The following is a 15482-nucleotide window of genomic DNA, read 5'->3' on the forward strand; positions in this document are numbered from 1 at the left end:
GTGGGTCAGGGCAAGAGTACCAGCGCGCCTTGCGAGCGTCCCTCCAGCAGATCGGTATGCGCCACGGCCGCCTCGGCCAGCGGGTAGCGCCGCCAGACCCGGGGCTGGATGACACCGTCTGCATGGGCGCGCAGCACAGCCTGCGCGCGTAGCCGGTATTCCTCCGGGTTGGCGGTGTGGGCGGCGAGCGAGGGACGGGTGAGGAACAGCGAACCCTTGGCGTTGAGGGTGGCGACTTCGACGGCTGGCGGCACGCCGGAGGTAGCGCCGAAGGACACCAGCAGGCCGCGCGGACGCAAGCTGTTCAGGGATGCCTCGAAGGTAGCGCGACCGATGGGGTCGTAGACCACATCGACCTTGCGCCCGGCGGTCAGCTCGGCGACCTGGGCGGCGAGACTGGCCGCGTCGAACACCAGCACCTCGTCGCAGCCGGCAGCCCTGGCCCGCTCGACGCTTTCCGCCTTCGACACCACGCCGATCACCCAGGCGCCCAGGTGCCGGGCCCAGGCCGCCATCAACTGGCCGACGGCGCCCGCCGCGCCGTACAGCAGGATGCGTGTGCCGGGCCCGACGGGGTAGGTGGCGTGCAGCAGGTAGTGCGCGGTGATGCCCTTGAACAGCAGCGCCGCCGCGTCCTCGAAAGCGAGTGTGTCGGGCAGCTTCAGCAAGCGCTCGGCGGGGTAGAGCCGGGCGCTGGCATAGGCGCCCAGCGGGCCGGTGGCATAGGCGACGCGGTCGCCCGGCGCCAGTCCGGAGACTCCCGGACCCAGCGCGGCGACCACTCCGGCGCCTTCCAGGCCGAGGCCGGACGGCAGCGGAATCGGTACCGCTCCCGAGCGCTGGCCGAGGTCCAGCGGATTGACGCCGATGGCGGCCTGCTCCAGCCAGACCTCGCCGGGGCCCGGTTGCTGCGCCTGGACTTGCTCCAGGCGCAGGACCTCGGGGCCTCCGTTTGCGTTGAGGGTGATGCGACTGGGCATGGCGGTCTCCTTGGCTGCGTTCGTCGTTCCGGCAGTCTAATGAAGCATCCGGGGATGACTAGGTAGGTTCTTTGCAGTTGATTGCTGCATCGCATGCAGTAGTGAGACGGTGCTCCAAGGTGACCGAAAGTCGTGTTTCCGTATCGACAGGATTCGCCTAGTGTAAGGCGGCAGCCTGGACGGCCATGGTCCCTGTGGTCGCCGGGATCATTTCGGGAGAGTCCCATGACGGTACCTTTCAAGGATCATTTCTCCACGGGTTCGGCGAACTACGCCGCACATCGTCCGACCTACCCGGCGCAGTTGGTCGACGAGCTGGCCGCGCTCTGCCCCGGCACCCGCCTGGCCCTGGACTGCGGCTGCGGCACCGGACAGCTCACGGTGCTGTTGGCTGAGCGTTTCGAACGGGTGGTCGGTACCGACGCCAGCGCCGCGCAGATCGACAAGGCGCAGGCTCGCGAGCGGGTCGAGTATCGCGTGGCCCTGGCCGAGGACAGCGGACTGGCGGCGGCCAGCGCCGACCTGGTGACGGTCGCCCAGGCCGCCCACTGGCTGGACCTGCCGCGCTTCTACGAGGAAGTCCGGCGTGTGGCCCGCGCGGATGCCATCCTGGCCCTGGTTACCTATGGCGTATTGCATGTCGACGGACCCATGGAACCGCTGGTCCAGCACTTCTACCACCAGGTCGTCGGCCCCTACTGGCCTGCCGAGCGGCGCCACGTGGAGGAGGGCTACCGCAATCTGCCGTTCCCCTTCGAGGAGCGCCGCCTGCCGGACCTGGCCATCGAGGTGGCCTGGACCCTGGACGAGCTGCTGGGCTACGTCGGTACCTGGTCGGCGGTGAAGGAGGCCGGCAAGGCCCTTGGCCAGGATCCGGGCGCCGCGTTCGTCGATGAGCTGCGCGAAGCCTGGGGCGACCCGCAGACGCGCTATCGGGTCAGTTGGCCGCTGACGGTGCGCGCCGGGGTGATCCGCTGAGCCATCGGACGCAATCCGAAACTCAACCATGACGGCGGGGAGAGCGCCGATCGCGTCCGCCTGCCGTCTACGCAGGTCGCTGCAACCCCCTGGCAGCCGCGGCGTCGCTTGAGCGCGGGCAGGGGGCAGGTGGTGCGCCGAGTCGTATTCGTCGAACTCGGCATGCCGCCCCAGGCCGGGGCGGCGTGCAGGTTGCCAGTCCCTGGCGTACGGGGCGCTCAGTGCGTGCTTTCGTTTCACTGAGCCAGGTTTTCCAGCGCTATGAAGAAATCGCCCCGACTGCAGGATGAGTCTTGCTTTCGTCCCGGTTTCCCTGCCGCTGGCTGCTGAATCGAGGGTGCACTCCGCGCAGTCCGGCCCCTCACCTTGAGAGCCGTTGCCATTGTCGGGGTTACCCACGTGCTTTCCAGCAGGTACGGAGCCGATGGGAGATCGAGTTGGCGAGAGTGCCGGCTTGCTCCGGCCTTCTGAAGGCTCTTCTTGAATCAGAAAAACCTTACGCCAGAAGTAGTGGGGGCTGATGGCCCCGCTCGCTTCGATCCTTCATGGTTAGCGGGTTCTGTTCTTCTTCGCCGTGGAGAGTTTTTCTGTGAGTGGTTCCCTCTTGGTACCGGCCAGTCTCGCCAGTCGCATCAGGCTCCTGCTGGTCATGACCCGGCGCGAGGTCGAACTGCGTTATCGCGACGCCATGTTGGGCCGCATCTGGATCATCGTCTCGCCGTTCCTGCTCTTGCTGATCTATACGTTTGTCTTCGGCTTCGTGCTGAAGTCGCGCTGGGGTGGAAGCCAGAGCACGCTCTCCTTCGCCTTGACCCTGTTTTCCGGACTCCTGCTGAACGGGATCCTCGCTGAAAGCCTGTCCAGGGCCCCGACTATCATCCAGGCCAACGCCAACTACGTGAAGAAGCTGGTTTTTCCCCTGGAGATACTCCCCCTCACACCGCTGCTGGCCGCTTTCTTCAACGCCATGCTCGGCTACTTGGTGCTCTGTATCTTTCTTCTCTTCAGCGGCGTCGAGCCAGGCTGGCAACTGGTTCTGCTACCGCTTGCCCTGCTCCCCTTCCTGCTCTGCGTGACGGGGCTGGCGTGGTTCCTCGCGGGGCTCGGGGTCTATGTTCGCGACATAGGGCAGTTCGTCCAGTTTCTCCTGGTGCTTCTGCTATTCATCAGCCCGGTGTTCTATCCGCTGTCTTCCTTGCCACCGGTAATGCAGCCCTACCTGTACCTCAATCCGCTGACGATCCCGGTAGAAATGGTCAGGGCGATCCTTTTCGATGCTCCCTATCCGACCCTTGGGGTCTTCAGCGTTTATTGCGTTGCGTCGCTGCTGGTCTGTTCATCGGGCTTCCTCTGGTTCCGTCGGGTTCAGGAAGGTTTTGCAGATGTCCTCTGAGGCCGTTTCCCCGGGCCTGCAGATGACGGCCGAGTGGATACCGCTGGGGCAGCGTTTGCTCGAACGCGGGTTGGTGAGCGGCCAGGAACTCGAGCGGGCGCTCGACCTGCAACGCCGGCTTGGCGGCCGTCTGGGAGGCATTCTCGTGCGTTCCGGAGCCATCTCGGAAAATACCCTCATGCAGGTGCTGGCGGAGCAACTGCGGTTGCCGCTGGTGGGGGACGACCTGCGGAAGCCGAGCGAAGAGTCCATCGCCGCATTCCTGCTCAGTACCCCGATCAATACCGACTGGTTCGTCGAAGAGCAACTGGTGGTCTGGGAGGAGGGCGAGCAACTGCTGTTCGCGGCGCGTGATCCGTTATCTCCTTCGATACGCGAAACCCTGGGCTATTTCTATCCGGAGCGCTCGATTCAAGCAGTGCTGTGCCGCTCCCAGGATCTGGACGGCTGGTTGGAGCACTCCCTGGACCTGACCCGGCAAGGTGCGGATCGGCACGCCTACGGCAGCGAAGACATCCGCTACCTGCGGGAGTTGGCGGAGGAGGCGCCGGTAGTCGAACTCGTCAACAACGTGATGAGCCAGGCCATGGAAAAGCGTTCTTCGGATATTCACATCGAACCCCGGGAGTTCGACTTCCGTATCCGCTTCCGCGTCGACGGCGTCCTGCACGACCAACTGAGCCTTCCCCGCGAGCGATTCGCGGCGGTCGTCTCGCGGATCAAGCTGATCTCCGCCATCGACATCGCGGAGCGACGGTTGCCGCAGGATGGACGCATGAGCATCCGGGTCAGCGGTACGGAGCTCGACGTGCGGGTCTCCACCTTGCCAGGGGTGCATGGCGAATCGGTGGTCATGCGCCTGTTGCCGAAGGAGCGCGAGGGGTTGCGCCTGGACCGGCTCGGGATGCTCCCGGACCACTTGCGGAGGATGCGTGCATGGGTAGCGGAACCCCACGGCATCATCCTGGTGACCGGCCCCACCGGATCGGGCAAGTCCACCACGCTCTATGGCGCGCTGGAGGAAATCAATGATGGCGTGCGCAAGCTCATCAGCGTGGAAGATCCCGTGGAATACCAGGTGCCCAATATCACCCAGGTCCAGGTCCATGCCGACATCGGCCTGACCTTCGCTGCCGCCTTGCGCTCGATCCTGCGGCAGGATCCCGATGTGATCATGATCGGGGAGATACGCGACCTGGAGACGGCGGAGATCGCCGTACAGTCCTCGCTCACCGGTCACCTGGTGCTTTCGACCCTGCATACCAACGATGCGGTGAGCGCCTTCACGCGCTTGATCGACATGGGCGTGGAACCCTTCCTGGTGGCTTCGCCGGTGCGCGGTGTCCAGGCCCAGCGACTGGTGCGCAGGTTGTGCGCCCACTGCGCGGAACCTTGCGAGCCAACCCTTGCTGCGGCCGATCTGGCAGCGACCGAGGCGGCCACCGCGCGGCTGTTCCCGGGGCAGGCAGCGCAATGGCGCGTGGCGCGAGGCTGCGGCCGCTGCGAAGGTACCGGCTACAGCGGCCGTGTGGGCATCTACGAACTCGTCGATCTGTCTTCCGAGATGCGCGACCTGATCGTGCAGAGAGCTTCCCTCGAACAGATGCATCGGCTTGCCGCCAGCCAGGGACAGCGCAATCTGCGTGAAGATGGCTTGATCAAGGCCTGGTTGGGTATGACCAGTCTTGACGAGGTGCATCGCGTGACCAGCGGCTAAGCCCATGAATTTCATCTACCAGGCCGTCGATCGCAAGGGCAGGCGCGTTCGTGGCGAACTCTGCCTCCCCACGCGCCAGGATGCGCTGCGGCAGTTGCAGCGCCAGGGGCTCACCCCGCTCAGCCTGGAGGTGAAACGCCGCAACCTGGGCTCGCGACGTCGGCTCAAGGCCGAGGAATTGAACATGGCCATCCACGAGCTGGCCACCATGCTCGCGGCGGGAGTGAGCATGGCCGACGCGGTGGAGGCTCAGGAGCGAGGCGCGCGCCACCCGAAGTTGATTACCGCCCTGCAGGCGATGGCCAATGGCCTGCGCCAGGGGCAATCCTTTCCCGTGGTGCTGGAGAGCGCCGGCCTCGACTTGCCGCGCTATGTATATCAACTGGTGGCGGCCGGCGAGATGACCGGAAACCTCGCAGGAGCCTTGAGGGACTGTGCCACGCAGATGGAATACGAACGGCGAACCCGCGCCGAGTTGCAAGGGGCGCTGATCTACCCTGCGATTCTGGTGCTCAGCGGGGTGCTCGCCGTGGCGACCCTGTTCGTCTTCGTCGTTCCGAAATTCGCCAATCTCCTGAACGAGACTGCCCAGCTCCCGTGGCTTGCCTGGGCAGTGCTGAGCATCGGGGTATGGAGCAACGAGAGTTCCGGCTTGCTGGCGTTCGCCGTCCTGCTGCTTGCTGGCGGCATCGCCGTGGCGCTGCGCAATCCGGCGCTCCGCGCCCATGCGCTCGACCAGTTGGTGCGCCTGCCCGTAGTCGGGGAATGGTTGATGCAGGCGGAAATAGCGCAATGGTCGAAGGTGCTTGGAACCCTGCTGGGAAATCGTGTGCCGCTGGTGGAGGCCCTGCTGCTTTCCGCCGCTGGCGTCCGCATTGCCCGGCAGCGCCGGACCCTGGAGCGAGTCACCCAGGATGTGCGGGCCGGCATCGCCTTGTCGGCAGCGTTGGAGGAGCGCCAGGCGGTCACGTCCATCGGTTCGAGCCTGGTGCGGGTTGGAGAGGCCTCCGGGCAGCTCGCGGAGATGCTGCAGAGCCTGGCGACGCTCTATGGAGAGGCCGGGCAGGCGCGAATGAAAAAGGCCCTGGTACTGATCGAGCCTTTGGCGATCCTGCTGATCGGCTCTGTGTTCGGCCTGATCATTACCGGCGTGGTACTGGCGATTACCAGCGCCAACGACATGGTGCTTTGAATGCCGGGTATCGATGCCGCGGCTGGTTGGATGAGACGTGAAGTGGAAACCGTATGAACAGAGCTGCACAACAGGGCTTCACCCTGCTCGAGATGATTGTGGTGTTGGTGATTATCGGCATGCTGATGGGGCTCGTCGGGCCGCGACTGTTCAATCAGGCCGACAAGGCGAAGGCGCAGACGGCGGATACCCAGGTGAAGATGCTCAAGGGCGCGTTGCTCACCATGCGCCTGGACATCGGCCGGCTGCCGACCGAAGAAGAAGGCCTGGCGCTACTCAACACGCCGCCTTCCGATGAACGTCTCGGGGCCTTCTGGCACGGGCCCTACCTCGAGGGCGGCGTACCGCTGGACCCCTGGAACCGGCCTTACCTGTACAGCGACAGGCCGAGTGCCGAACAACCCTTCACTCTCTACAGCCAGGGCGCGGATGGGCAGCCCGGTGGGAAAGGCCTGGATGCCGATGTCGGTTACGCGCCCAAACGTTGACCAGGCCGCGTTCACCTTGCTCGAACTGCTGGTGGTGCTGGTGATCGTCGGGGCCATTGCTGCGGTGGCGTTGCCCGGCCTGGTGAGGATGCAGGAGACCTGGGCGCGCAGGACCGCGCTGGACGATCTGTTCAATCAATTGCAGACCTTGGGCTATCGCGTGCGCAGCGATGGGCGGGAGCTGCTCATTGGTGAGAGCGGGGCGGTTCCCGAGCAGTTGCTGCGACTGCCCGATGGCTGGACGGTTACTGCTCGGCCGCCGATACGTTACATGGCAAACGGAGTTTGCCTGGGCGGAAAGTTGCAGGTCCATCATGGGCGCGCGACACATACGCTGCTGCTTCAGCCCCCCCTCTGCGCGCCCGGGACGATCCGCTGATGCCGGCGCGGCAGGAAGGCTTCACGCTCCTGGAGGCGGTGGTTGCGCTGACGCTCCTGGCAGTGGTCGGCGGTGCGCTTTTCGCCTGGCTCAACAGTGCCTTTCGGAGCATGCAGCGGGTCGAGGCGGCCGAGCTGCGCATCGAGACGGCTTGGGTGGCGATGGCCTATCTGGAGCGCATGAACCCTGCGCTCGAACCCGCAGGCAGGGTCCGGCTGGGGCATTACCGGCTGGAGTGGCGAAGTTCGCCGCTGTCCGCGTCGAAAGCGGCGGTGGGCCGCCATAGCGGCAGTCCGGGCATCTACGACGTGACCTTGTTCAGGGTCGTCGCCAGCATCCGGGCCGGCGATGGAACGCCGCAGACGCTGCAACTGGAGCTTCCCGGATACGTGGTCATCCCAGCGCGACTGGGTGATGGACCATGATCCGCTCGCGACGAAAACAGGGTGCATTCACCCTGCTCGAGATGATCGTGGTGCTGCTGGTCGTTTCCTTCATCGGCACGTTGCTCATGCAAGGGTTGAGCTATGCCAGCAAGGCCAACCAGTCCTTGCACCAGAGCCTGGGGCGCGGACAGGTCCGGGCGCTGACCTTCGATTGGTTCCGTGATGCGGTGGAGAACCTGGTCGCTCCCGAGGCTGGCGAGGTCCGCTGGCGTCTGCGAGGGGACGAGCTCAGTTTCGAGGCCATGTCTGCCGCGGCCCTGGATCGCCGTGCGGGCATCCCGACGCCCTTGGCCTTCCGGCTTGAGCGGCGGGCAGGAGAGGACCGGACCGAGTTGATCTATGTGCGAAGGCTGGAGGACAGTCGCTGGCCCCTCCTGCATCTGCGCGGCGAAGCTCGCTTCCGCTATCTGGACGGTCACGGCCAGTGGCACCGGGACTGGCCGCCGAGCGCGCAACTGGCCGATACCCTTCCCGAGGCGATGGCACTGGCGGCTCCCGAGGAGCGTCTGTTTGTCCTTGTCGCGGTCGCACTGCCCAGAGCGAGGCCCGCCGAACATGATTTCTGATGGCGCACGCCGACATGCGGCGTCTGCCCGCTCGTCTGGCTTCGTTCTGGTCGGAGTGGTCTGGTTCCTGGCCATCATGACCCTGCTGGCCAGTGCCGCTGTACTCTGGGTCGGGCGCTCGCTGGATGCCACGGAAAACCGGCGCAAGGTGCTGCTTCGTGAGCTGGAGGAGCATGCCTTGCTGGCGCGGGTCCAATGGCTGGTGGCTACCCAGCGCTATACCGTCGCGGGCCTGAGCGTACCGGGAAATGCTGGCGCCGCGCCGAGCAAGGTGGACATGGACACTTCGATCCTGCCCATTGGCGGGGAGCTGCCTCTGGATGGCCGGGAGTTCTGCATGGCCAATGGCTGGTGCGTTGCGCTGCTCGATCGCTCTGCGCGCCTCAGTCTTTCCGGCATCGATCCGCGGGTACTGTCCAGGCTGCTGGCGGGGTTGGGGGTTCCCGCCGAGCAGGTGCAGGTCATGGTCGCCCAATGGTTCAGCTATCTCTATCCCGGCGCCGCTCCACGACTGGGTAGTGCCGCGCAAGCCAGCGACAGGTCCTCTCCGGGCCAGGCCCGGCGCCGTCCGTTGCGCTCGGTGATGGAAGTCTTCCGGCTGGAGGCCTGGCGCCCCTGGGAAGCGCATTTGCTCGACGCCGGTTGGCGCGATCTGGTTGCGGCGGACGAGGCGGCGCTGAACATCAACACTGCGGATGCCCGAATCCTGTCTCTTGCCTGGGGACTACCGGAGGACGCTGTCGGCCGACTGCTGCAAGCCCGCTGGCAGCGTCCGTTCACCCGGATGTCGGACCTGCATGACATCCTCGGGGGTCATGCGAGGCTGGTTCCCGAGGATGGATGGGCGCGCCTGGCCAGTCCGGTCCTGTCGATTCGGCTCTACCCGCCAGGAGCCGAGCAGGGGACGGAATACGAGGTCCGCTTCAACTCAGAGCACCGCCTGCTGCCACCCTGGCAGCTTCTCTCGAAGAGGTCCGTGAAGATAAATGATCGCTACTCGAATCCTCCGCTGCATCCCGATATCGCCCCCGGGGTTCTTGCCGCCCCGCTTGTGGCAAGGCCGTGGTAAGGATGGCCGGGCGCAGCTTGAGTGGGTACGTAGAGGTACAGGGTTGGCGCGGCGCGCCCCAGCGCAGTGGATCGTGGATCGGGCGTGGTGTGTCTATCGCTGTCTCGATCTCAATCATGTGCCGCGCTCTGACCGGTATCAGGCACTGGCGTTGAAGCTTGCCGCCCTGGCGCCTTTTCGCCGCGCGGGCCATTACGTAGCCTGGCGGGGTGGCCATGCTCTGGTCTGGTTCTGGGATGAGGAGGTCCGGGAGGCCGTTGCCGAAGACTGCGTCGACCAACCTCGGCGTTATCGCTGTATCCCCGAATCCCTGCTGCAGGCTCCCCCTCGGTCGATCGCGGAAGGCGAGACGGTTCGGCTGCTTCGGGTTCGCTCCGGGCTGGATCTCCAGGTCTGGAGAGATGACTGCCTTGTCCTGAGCCATTTCTTTCCCAGCCCACCCCAGCCAGAACAATGGGTTCGGTTGCTCCGGGGGCTGGCGGGAATACGCATCCCGGAGAGCCTGGTTGCCGAGCCTGGAGAGTCACTGGGCCGTCCCTGGGCCGTTCCGGCGGCGGAAGCAACGCTGCTGCGATGGGAGCGTTGGTTGCCGCATGGGCTCATAGCCACCCTGTTGCTGGGATGCGGATTCAATCTGGGGGAAGGTTTGTCCTGGTGGTGGGCCGAGCGTGCGCTGCGAACGCAGTACGACCAGCTGAGCGGCCAGGTCTCGCCGATCCTCAGCGCACGCAACCAGGCCTTGCAGACCAATCGGATGGCCACGGAGCTGGGGCGCGCTTTGCAGCATCGCTCGCAGGTGGCGCTGCTGGGACAGGTAGCGGAACTGTTGCCGAAGGACAGTCGGTTGCTCGCCTGGCGCTATCGAGGCTCCGAGCTGGAGTTGCGGATTGGCACCGACAGTGTCGACCCGCGTCTCTATGTGCGGCGTTTCATGGAGTCTGGGAGTTTCGAAGATGTCAGGGTGGAACCTTCGCAGAGCGAGGGGCTATCGCTGAGCCTGGTCCTGCGTACGCCGGGGGAGGGTGCCTGATGTCGGACTTCCAGCGATCACTGCAGTTCCAGGGGCGGAACCTGCAACGACAATGGCAGGAAAAACCACTCTTGCGCATGGCCATCTGGAGCCTGTGCCTGCTGCTGGTTGTGCATCTGGTCATGCTCAGCATGGATTGGAGGGAGGAACGAGGGGAGGAATATCGTCGTCTGGCCGGGGAATGGCTCAAGCTCCAGGACGTTTCCCGGCAGACCGCCTGGCCGGAGCGGGCGATGCAGGCGGAGCAGGTCCTGAACCTTCAGCGAGAGCGCTTCTGGCAGGCGCCGAATGCGTCGCAGGCGAGGGCCGATGTGCAGGCCTGGCTGACCGAGCGGGTTCGCCTGGCGGGCGTCCCTGACGCGGAAGTGAGCGTACTGCTTCCTCGCGGCTTCGAGAAGCAAGGGACGATCGCGCGTATCGAGGCCCAGGTTCGCGGGCAGTTGCAGCCAGCCTCGTTCAGTCGGTTGTTGCAGGATATAGAAGCGGAGCAGCGACAAGTATCGGTGGAGTTTCTGGAACTGAACAATATGTTGTCGCCCATGCTCAATCTACAATTGTCGTTCCTGTTCGTAGCGGCCTATTGAAGCGGATGCGGATCGGGCAGCACCCGTTTGCCGGAAGAGTTCGGCGGAGGGCGGTGCCCTTCGATGGAGCGAGTTGCCGCCAGGCGGCCGGGAAACCGAATCCGCTCGGGACGCCTGCGATTCGGCTCCCCGGCCCGCCATTGTCGCATTCGCGCAGCGAAGAACGGCCAGTCTGGTCCGGCCTGTAAACAAGTGCAAAATTTTACTTCATGGTCGGCTTGGCACTCCGAGCCGGCTCGTCCATGCTGGAGCACAACTTTCCCATGGATACCATTGCCATGAAGTTCCTGCTGCCCCTGCTGCTGTTATTCCCGCTTTCCGCTCTCGCCGACGACAAGGACTACGACCAATGCATACTCGACTACCAACGCACGGCGAAGAGCGGGGTGGCGGTTCACTTCATCACCCAGGCCTGCGACAAGTTGTATAACGACGGCTCCTTCCTGCTGTCGCGGGAAAAGGCTTATTACGAGTGTCTGCTGGAGAACCTGCCGGGGGTGGAGAACAACCTGGCGGCGCAGAAGATCAGGAGCGCTTGCGAATCGAAGTCGCAGAATTGATCTGGCGAGGAGGGGAGCGAAAGTAGCCAGTGGGGTTTCCGACGGCATCGGCAGGATGCCGTCGGGAAAACCGGCTTAGCGTTGCAGCCAGGATTCGACGGTTTCGGAACCGTACTGTTCTTTCCAGGCTTTCAGAACCTTATGGTTGCCGCCCTTGGTTTCGACGACTTCACCGTTGTTCGGGTTCTTGTAGACCTTCAGGGCGCGGGCACGGCGCTGCGGAGCGGCGCTGACGGTGACCGGAGCCTTGGGGTCGAGGATGGCGATGATGTTGTGCAGGGTCATGCCGTACTTGTCCATCAACGCCTGCAACTTGTCCTTGAATTCCAGTTCCTGCTTCAGGCTGCTGTCGCTTTTCAGCTTTTCCAGCAGGGCCAGTTGCTCCTGAAGTTTGCGCTCTGCCTCGCGGAACTCGGCAAGTTTGGACATTCGTTTCACTCCCGTTCTAAAAATATGGTGCTGGGTTTTGGTGCATTTATAGTGGCTTTACGGACTTTCCTTGTCCGCGGCAAAGGATAAGTCTTTATCTACGGGAAGAACAATATAGTTGCACGGTTTTATTGACTAACGGACTGTAGGGACAGCTTGCCGGATGTTTCCCGGAAGAATATGAAACCTTTATGTCCGTGGGGATAATGCTTCGTACAACCCATGGGAGAGAGACGGCAGAACGGGCCCGTTGTGTGGAAGCCCGTTTTAGAGCAGATGGCGAAGCGCCAGGGGAGAGTCGGGCGAATCAATCGCCCCGATATTCGCAACCGCTGGTGCAAGTTTCGTGGACGCGGACCTTGGAGAGTTCCGGCAACAGCGGCTTGAGTTGTTGCCAGATCCAGCGGCAGAGGTTTTCGCTGGTGGGGTTTTCCAGGCCTGGAATATCGTTCAGATAATTGTGGTCGAGTTGCTCGTAGATCGGCTTGAAGATCGCCTTGATTTCCGCGAAGTCGCGGATCCAGCCGGTATGCGGATCGACCTCGCCTTCGATGTGGATGGCGACACGGAACGAGTGGCCGTGCAGGCGCCCGCATTTGTGGCCTTCGGGGACGTGGGGCAGGCGATGGGCGGATTCGAAGGTGAATTCTTTGAAGAGTTCCACTGTAGTGCGCTCTGGATCGGGGTTATCGGACAACCGGAATGGGGGCGCCATGGTAGCAGGTTTGCGCGCCGGACCCGGTCTGCTCCGACCGGGCGGTCGTTTACCTGAGTTGCAGGCGGCGCGCCAGGCGCGCCAGGTTGGCGCGATCCAGGCCCAGCTCGCGTGCAGCCGAGGCCCAGCTTCCCTGGTGGCGGGCCAGGCAGTCCTGGATCAGGTGGCGTTGGTAGGCGTCGGTGGCCGCGCGCAACGAGTGACCGGTCGTTGGCGCGGCGGGCGCGGGCTCGACCACGCTGCGAGGTGGCGCGGGGGTTTCCGCGGGCAGGTCGAGATCCTGCCGATGCAGGGTGACGATCCGCGACCGCTCCGGATTGTGGCCGAGGGCCTTGAGCGAGGCGCGGCCGACCAGGTGCTCGAGTTCGCGCACGTTGCCCGGCCAGCGATAGTCGAGGAGCGCGGCCTGGGCCTCGTGGTCCAGGCGCAGGCTGCGCAGTCCCAGGCGCGGTCGGTTTTCCTCGAGGAAGTAGCCGGCCAGCAGGAGGATATCGCGGCCGCGCTCGCGCAGCGGCGGCACGCGCAAGGGATAGACGCTGAGGCGATGGTAGAGATCGGCGCGGAAGCGCCCGGCACGCACTTCCTCGGCCAGGTCGCGGTTGGTGGCTGCGATCAGGCGTACGTCGACGCGGTGCTCGCGATCGGAGCCGACCCGCTGCAACTGCCCGCTCTGCAGCACGCGGAGCAGCTTGGCCTGCACCGCCAGCGGCAACTCGCCGACCTCGTCGAGGAACAGGCTGCCGCCGTCGGCCAGTTCGAACTTGCCGCGCCGTTCGTTGACCGCGCCGGAGAAGGCGCCGCGCACATGGCCGAACAATTCGCTTTCCACCAGGGTCTCGGGCAGCGCGGCGCAGTTGAGACTGATCATCGGCTTGCCGCTGCGCATGGAATGCCGGTGGATGGATTGCGCCACCAGTTCCTTGCCGACCCCGGTCTCGCCGGTGATCAGTACGCTCAGGTCGCTGTTGGCGACCAGGCGGATTTCTTCCAGCAGCGCCTTGTGCGCGGCGCTCTGGCCGATCATTTCCCGTGGCCGCTCGCCAGCGGCTTCGAGATAGGCCTCGGCGCGCTGGTGCTCGTCCTCGGCGCGGCGGGTCAGGTCGCGCATCCGCTCGCTGGCCTTGACCGTGGCGGCGGCGAGGCTGGCGAAGGCCTCCAGGGTATCCAGGTCGGCGCTGGCGAAGCGCGACGGATCGAGGGTATCCAGGGTCAGCAAGCCCCAGGGCTGGTCGTCGAGGTACAGCGGACAGCCCAGGCAATCATGGATTTCCAGGTGGCCGTGGAGGCCTTCCACCAGACCGTCGTAGGGATCGGGCAGGCCGCAGTCGGCGGGGAAGCGGGTCGGCCCGCGGCGCTCCAGGAGGGCCTCGAGGCGCGGATGTTCGCCGACCCGGAAGCGCCGGCCGAGGGTGTCCGGGCTGAGGCCGTCCACCGCCAGCGGGATCAGGTATTCGCCGTCCAGGCGCAGCAGCGCGGTGGCGTCGCAGGGCAGCAGGTCGCGCAGGGCCTGGAGCAGGCGGCGGTAGCGTTCGTCTTCCGGCAGGTCGCGGGACAGGTCGGCAACCAGCGGGATCAGGGTGGCAAGCAAGGGATTGGTGGTCATTTCGACCTCTTTGCAGTCCTAATGACTCTGAATGGTTGCAGTCATTATGACCTATGCCGGTCTGCAAGGCCCGTGAATTCTGGTAGTTTGCCTTGGCACGCTTCCTGAAATGCTTCGAGGTGAAACAAAACCTTGCATGCGTCAGGAGTCATCTATGTTGTCCAATGCCCAACGTGCCCTCATCAAAGCCACCGTACCGCTGCTGGAGACCGGCGGTGAAGCGCTGATCACCCATTTCTACCGCACCATGCTCGGCGAGTACCCCGAGGTTCGCCCGCTGTTCAACCAGGCCCACCAGGCCAGCGGCGACCAGCCGCGGGCGCTGGCCAATGGCGTGCTGATGTACGCCAGGCACATCGACCAGTTGCAGGAACTCGGCCCGCTGGTGGCCAAGGTGGTGAACAAGCATGTCTCCCTGCAGGTGCTGCCCGAACACTATCCGATCGTCGGCACTTGCCTGTTGCGGGCGATCCGCGAGGTCCTCGGCGAACAGATCGCCACCGACGAAGTCCTCGAAGCCTGGGGCGCGGCCTACCAGCAACTGGCCGACCTGCTGATCGAGGCCGAGGAGTCAGTGTATGCCGCCAGCGCCCAGGCCGAGGGCGGCTGGCGCGGCGTGCGGCGCTTCCGCGTGGCACGCAAGCAGGCGGAGAGCGAGGAAATCACCTCGTTCTACCTGGAGCCGGTGGACGGCCAGCCGCTGCTGGCGTTCCAGCCGGGACAGTACATCGGCCTGCGGCTGGACATCGACGGCGAGGAAGTGCGCCGCAACTATTCGCTTTCCGCTGCCAGCAACGGCCGCGAATACCGCATCAGCGTCAAGCGCGAGGCGGGTGGACGGGTCTCCAATTACCTGCATGACCGGGTCGCCGAGGGCGACGAGCTGGATCTGTTTCCGCCGGCTGGCGATTTCGTCCTGCGTGACAGCGACAAGCCGCTGGTGCTGATCACCGCCGGCGTCGGCATCACCCCGGCCCTGGCCATGTTGCAGGAAGCGCTGCCGCAGGCGCGGCCGATCCGCTTCATCCATTGCGCCCGGCATGGCGGCGTGCATGCCTTCCGCGACTGGATCGAAGACGTGTCGGCGCAGCACGAGCAGGTCGAGCACTTCTTCTGCTACAGCGAACCGCGCGCCGGCGACAGTGCCGACGCCGAGGGATTGCTGAGCCGCGAGAAACTGGCCGACTGGTTGCCGCAGGAGCGCGACCTGGACGCCTACTTCCTCGGACCCCGGCCTTTCATGGCGCAGGTCAAGCGCCACCTGGCCGACCTCGGCGTACCCTCGCAGCAATGCCACTACGAGTTCTTCGGTCCGGCCGCCGCGCTGGACGCCTGAAGCGACGGGCCGGCGCG

The 15482-nt window shown here is 64.9% G+C and carries 17 protein-coding genes; 13 read left to right on the top strand and 4 right to left on the bottom strand.

All coding sequences use genetic code 11. From position 1 onward, the window contains the following. Nucleotides 1-5 precede the first annotated feature (5 nt). On the bottom strand, nt 6-980 hold the full coding sequence (locus JHD77_RS03775) for a quinone oxidoreductase family protein (protein ID WP_003097735.1): 975 nt from the start codon (nt 978-980) through the stop codon (nt 6-8). Nucleotides 981-1205: 225 nt separating this feature from the next. Between JHD77_RS03775 and JHD77_RS03780 the strand changes: the two genes are divergently transcribed. The 12 genes from JHD77_RS03780 to JHD77_RS03835 all read left to right on the top strand — a co-directional run bounded on the left by JHD77_RS03780 (nt 1206) and on the right by JHD77_RS03835 (nt 11382). After that, complete coding sequence (locus tag JHD77_RS03780; protein WP_003097734.1) at nt 1206-1958, top strand: class I SAM-dependent methyltransferase; 753 nt, start codon at nt 1206-1208, stop codon at nt 1956-1958. 589 nt (nt 1959-2547) lie between these two features. Further along, the gene (locus tag JHD77_RS03785) at nt 2548-3351 is read left to right on the top strand and encodes an ABC transporter permease (RefSeq protein WP_003097732.1); all 804 of its coding nucleotides are present in this window, start codon (nt 2548-2550) and stop codon (nt 3349-3351) included. Next, complete coding sequence (locus tag JHD77_RS03790) at nt 3341-5068, top strand: GspE/PulE family protein (RefSeq protein WP_003097731.1); 1728 nt, start codon at nt 3341-3343, stop codon at nt 5066-5068. The genes JHD77_RS03785 and JHD77_RS03790 overlap by 11 nt, the downstream gene beginning before the upstream one ends. 4 nt (nt 5069-5072) lie before the next feature. After that, a complete protein-coding gene (locus JHD77_RS03795; RefSeq protein ID WP_003097729.1) occupies nt 5073-6260 on the top strand; it encodes a type II secretion system F family protein in 1188 nt (395 codons plus the stop codon). A gap of 53 nt (nt 6261-6313) precedes the next feature. Continuing rightward, nucleotides 6314-6748, top strand: coding sequence for a type II secretion system major pseudopilin GspG (gene gspG, locus JHD77_RS03800; protein WP_003110089.1), 435 nt, complete (start codon nt 6314-6316; stop codon nt 6746-6748). Continuing rightward, entirely contained in the window at nt 6717-7127 is a 411-nt protein-coding gene (locus tag JHD77_RS03805; RefSeq protein WP_003097723.1) for a prepilin-type N-terminal cleavage/methylation domain-containing protein, read from the top strand. The genes gspG and JHD77_RS03805 overlap by 32 nt, the downstream gene beginning before the upstream one ends. Then, nucleotides 7127-7552, top strand: coding sequence for a PulJ/GspJ family protein (locus JHD77_RS03810; RefSeq protein WP_003097721.1), 426 nt, complete (start codon nt 7127-7129; stop codon nt 7550-7552). The genes JHD77_RS03805 and JHD77_RS03810 overlap by 1 nt, the downstream gene beginning before the upstream one ends. Continuing rightward, nucleotides 7549-8139, top strand: coding sequence for a PulJ/GspJ family protein (locus JHD77_RS03815; RefSeq protein ID WP_003097720.1), 591 nt, complete (start codon nt 7549-7551; stop codon nt 8137-8139). Before JHD77_RS03810 ends, JHD77_RS03815 begins: the two co-directional genes overlap by 4 nt. Further along, the gene (locus tag JHD77_RS03820) at nt 8129-9208 is read left to right on the top strand and encodes a general secretion pathway protein GspK (RefSeq protein ID WP_003097718.1); all 1080 of its coding nucleotides are present in this window, start codon (nt 8129-8131) and stop codon (nt 9206-9208) included. The genes JHD77_RS03815 and JHD77_RS03820 overlap by 11 nt, the downstream gene beginning before the upstream one ends. A 646-nt stretch (nt 9209-9854) precedes the next feature. After that, complete coding sequence (locus JHD77_RS03825) at nt 9855-10238, top strand: hypothetical protein (protein ID WP_003162130.1); 384 nt, start codon at nt 9855-9857, stop codon at nt 10236-10238. Then, nucleotides 10238-10822 (top strand): GspMb/PilO family protein, encoded by a 585-nt coding sequence (locus JHD77_RS03830; protein ID WP_003097715.1) that lies wholly within the window; start codon nt 10238-10240, stop codon nt 10820-10822. Before JHD77_RS03825 ends, JHD77_RS03830 begins: the two co-directional genes overlap by 1 nt. A gap of 263 nt (nt 10823-11085) precedes the next feature. After that, nucleotides 11086-11382 carry a VF_A0006 family four-cysteine protein gene (locus tag JHD77_RS03835; protein WP_003097713.1) on the top strand — a complete coding sequence of 99 codons (297 nt, stop codon included), beginning with the start codon at nt 11086-11088 and terminating at the stop codon, nt 11380-11382. A 75-nt stretch (nt 11383-11457) separates the two neighbouring features. Here the strand turns inward: JHD77_RS03835 and mvaU are convergent, their stop codons facing one another. The 3 genes from mvaU to norR form a co-directional block, all read right to left on the bottom strand. Further along, complete coding sequence (mvaU, locus tag JHD77_RS03840) at nt 11458-11811, bottom strand: histone-like nucleoid-structuring protein MvaU (RefSeq protein WP_003090506.1); 354 nt, start codon at nt 11809-11811, stop codon at nt 11458-11460. Nucleotides 11812-12118: 307 nt separating this feature from the next. Beyond that, nucleotides 12119-12475: a 6-carboxytetrahydropterin synthase QueD gene (gene queD, locus JHD77_RS03845; protein ID WP_003090505.1), complete on the bottom strand. Its 357-nt coding sequence runs from the start codon at nt 12473-12475 to the stop codon at nt 12119-12121. A 100-nt stretch (nt 12476-12575) separates the two neighbouring features. Beyond that, on the bottom strand, nt 12576-14129 hold the full coding sequence (gene norR, locus JHD77_RS03850) for a nitric oxide reductase transcriptional regulator NorR (RefSeq protein ID WP_003090504.1): 1554 nt from the start codon (nt 14127-14129) through the stop codon (nt 12576-12578). A gap of 154 nt (nt 14130-14283) precedes the next feature. On the opposite strand from norR, the gene hmpA reads away from it, so the two are divergent. Next, complete coding sequence (hmpA, locus tag JHD77_RS03855) at nt 14284-15465, top strand: NO-inducible flavohemoprotein (protein ID WP_003097711.1); 1182 nt, start codon at nt 14284-14286, stop codon at nt 15463-15465. Nucleotides 15466-15482 lie beyond the last annotated feature (17 nt).

This window comes from Pseudomonas sp. P20 (assembly GCF_016463925.1).
Taxonomy (GTDB): Bacteria; Pseudomonadota; Gammaproteobacteria; order Pseudomonadales; family Pseudomonadaceae; genus Pseudomonas; species Pseudomonas aeruginosa.

Coding starts and splice junctions, on each gene's coding strand:
- JHD77_RS03775 (WP_003097735.1), bottom strand. CDS start 980: ATGCCCAGTCGCATCACCCTCAACGCAAACGGAGGCCCCGAGGTCCTG.
- JHD77_RS03780 (WP_003097734.1), top strand. CDS start 1,206: ATGACGGTACCTTTCAAGGATCATTTCTCCACGGGTTCGGCGAACTAC.
- JHD77_RS03790 (WP_003097731.1), top strand. CDS start 3,341: ATGTCCTCTGAGGCCGTTTCCCCGGGCCTGCAGATGACGGCCGAGTGG.
- JHD77_RS03795 (WP_003097729.1), top strand. CDS start 5,073: ATGAATTTCATCTACCAGGCCGTCGATCGCAAGGGCAGGCGCGTTCGT.
- gspG (WP_003110089.1), top strand. CDS start 6,314: ATGAACAGAGCTGCACAACAGGGCTTCACCCTGCTCGAGATGATTGTG.
- JHD77_RS03805 (WP_003097723.1), top strand. CDS start 6,717: ATGCCGATGTCGGTTACGCGCCCAAACGTTGACCAGGCCGCGTTCACC.
- JHD77_RS03810 (WP_003097721.1), top strand. CDS start 7,127: ATGCCGGCGCGGCAGGAAGGCTTCACGCTCCTGGAGGCGGTGGTTGCG.
- JHD77_RS03815 (WP_003097720.1), top strand. CDS start 7,549: ATGATCCGCTCGCGACGAAAACAGGGTGCATTCACCCTGCTCGAGATG.
- JHD77_RS03820 (WP_003097718.1), top strand. CDS start 8,129: ATGATTTCTGATGGCGCACGCCGACATGCGGCGTCTGCCCGCTCGTCT.
- JHD77_RS03830 (WP_003097715.1), top strand. CDS start 10,238: ATGTCGGACTTCCAGCGATCACTGCAGTTCCAGGGGCGGAACCTGCAA.
- JHD77_RS03835 (WP_003097713.1), top strand. CDS start 11,086: ATGGATACCATTGCCATGAAGTTCCTGCTGCCCCTGCTGCTGTTATTC.
- mvaU (WP_003090506.1), bottom strand. CDS start 11,811: ATGTCCAAACTTGCCGAGTTCCGCGAGGCAGAGCGCAAACTTCAGGAG.
- norR (WP_003090504.1), bottom strand. CDS start 14,129: ATGACCACCAATCCCTTGCTTGCCACCCTGATCCCGCTGGTTGCCGAC.
- hmpA (WP_003097711.1), top strand. CDS start 14,284: ATGTTGTCCAATGCCCAACGTGCCCTCATCAAAGCCACCGTACCGCTG.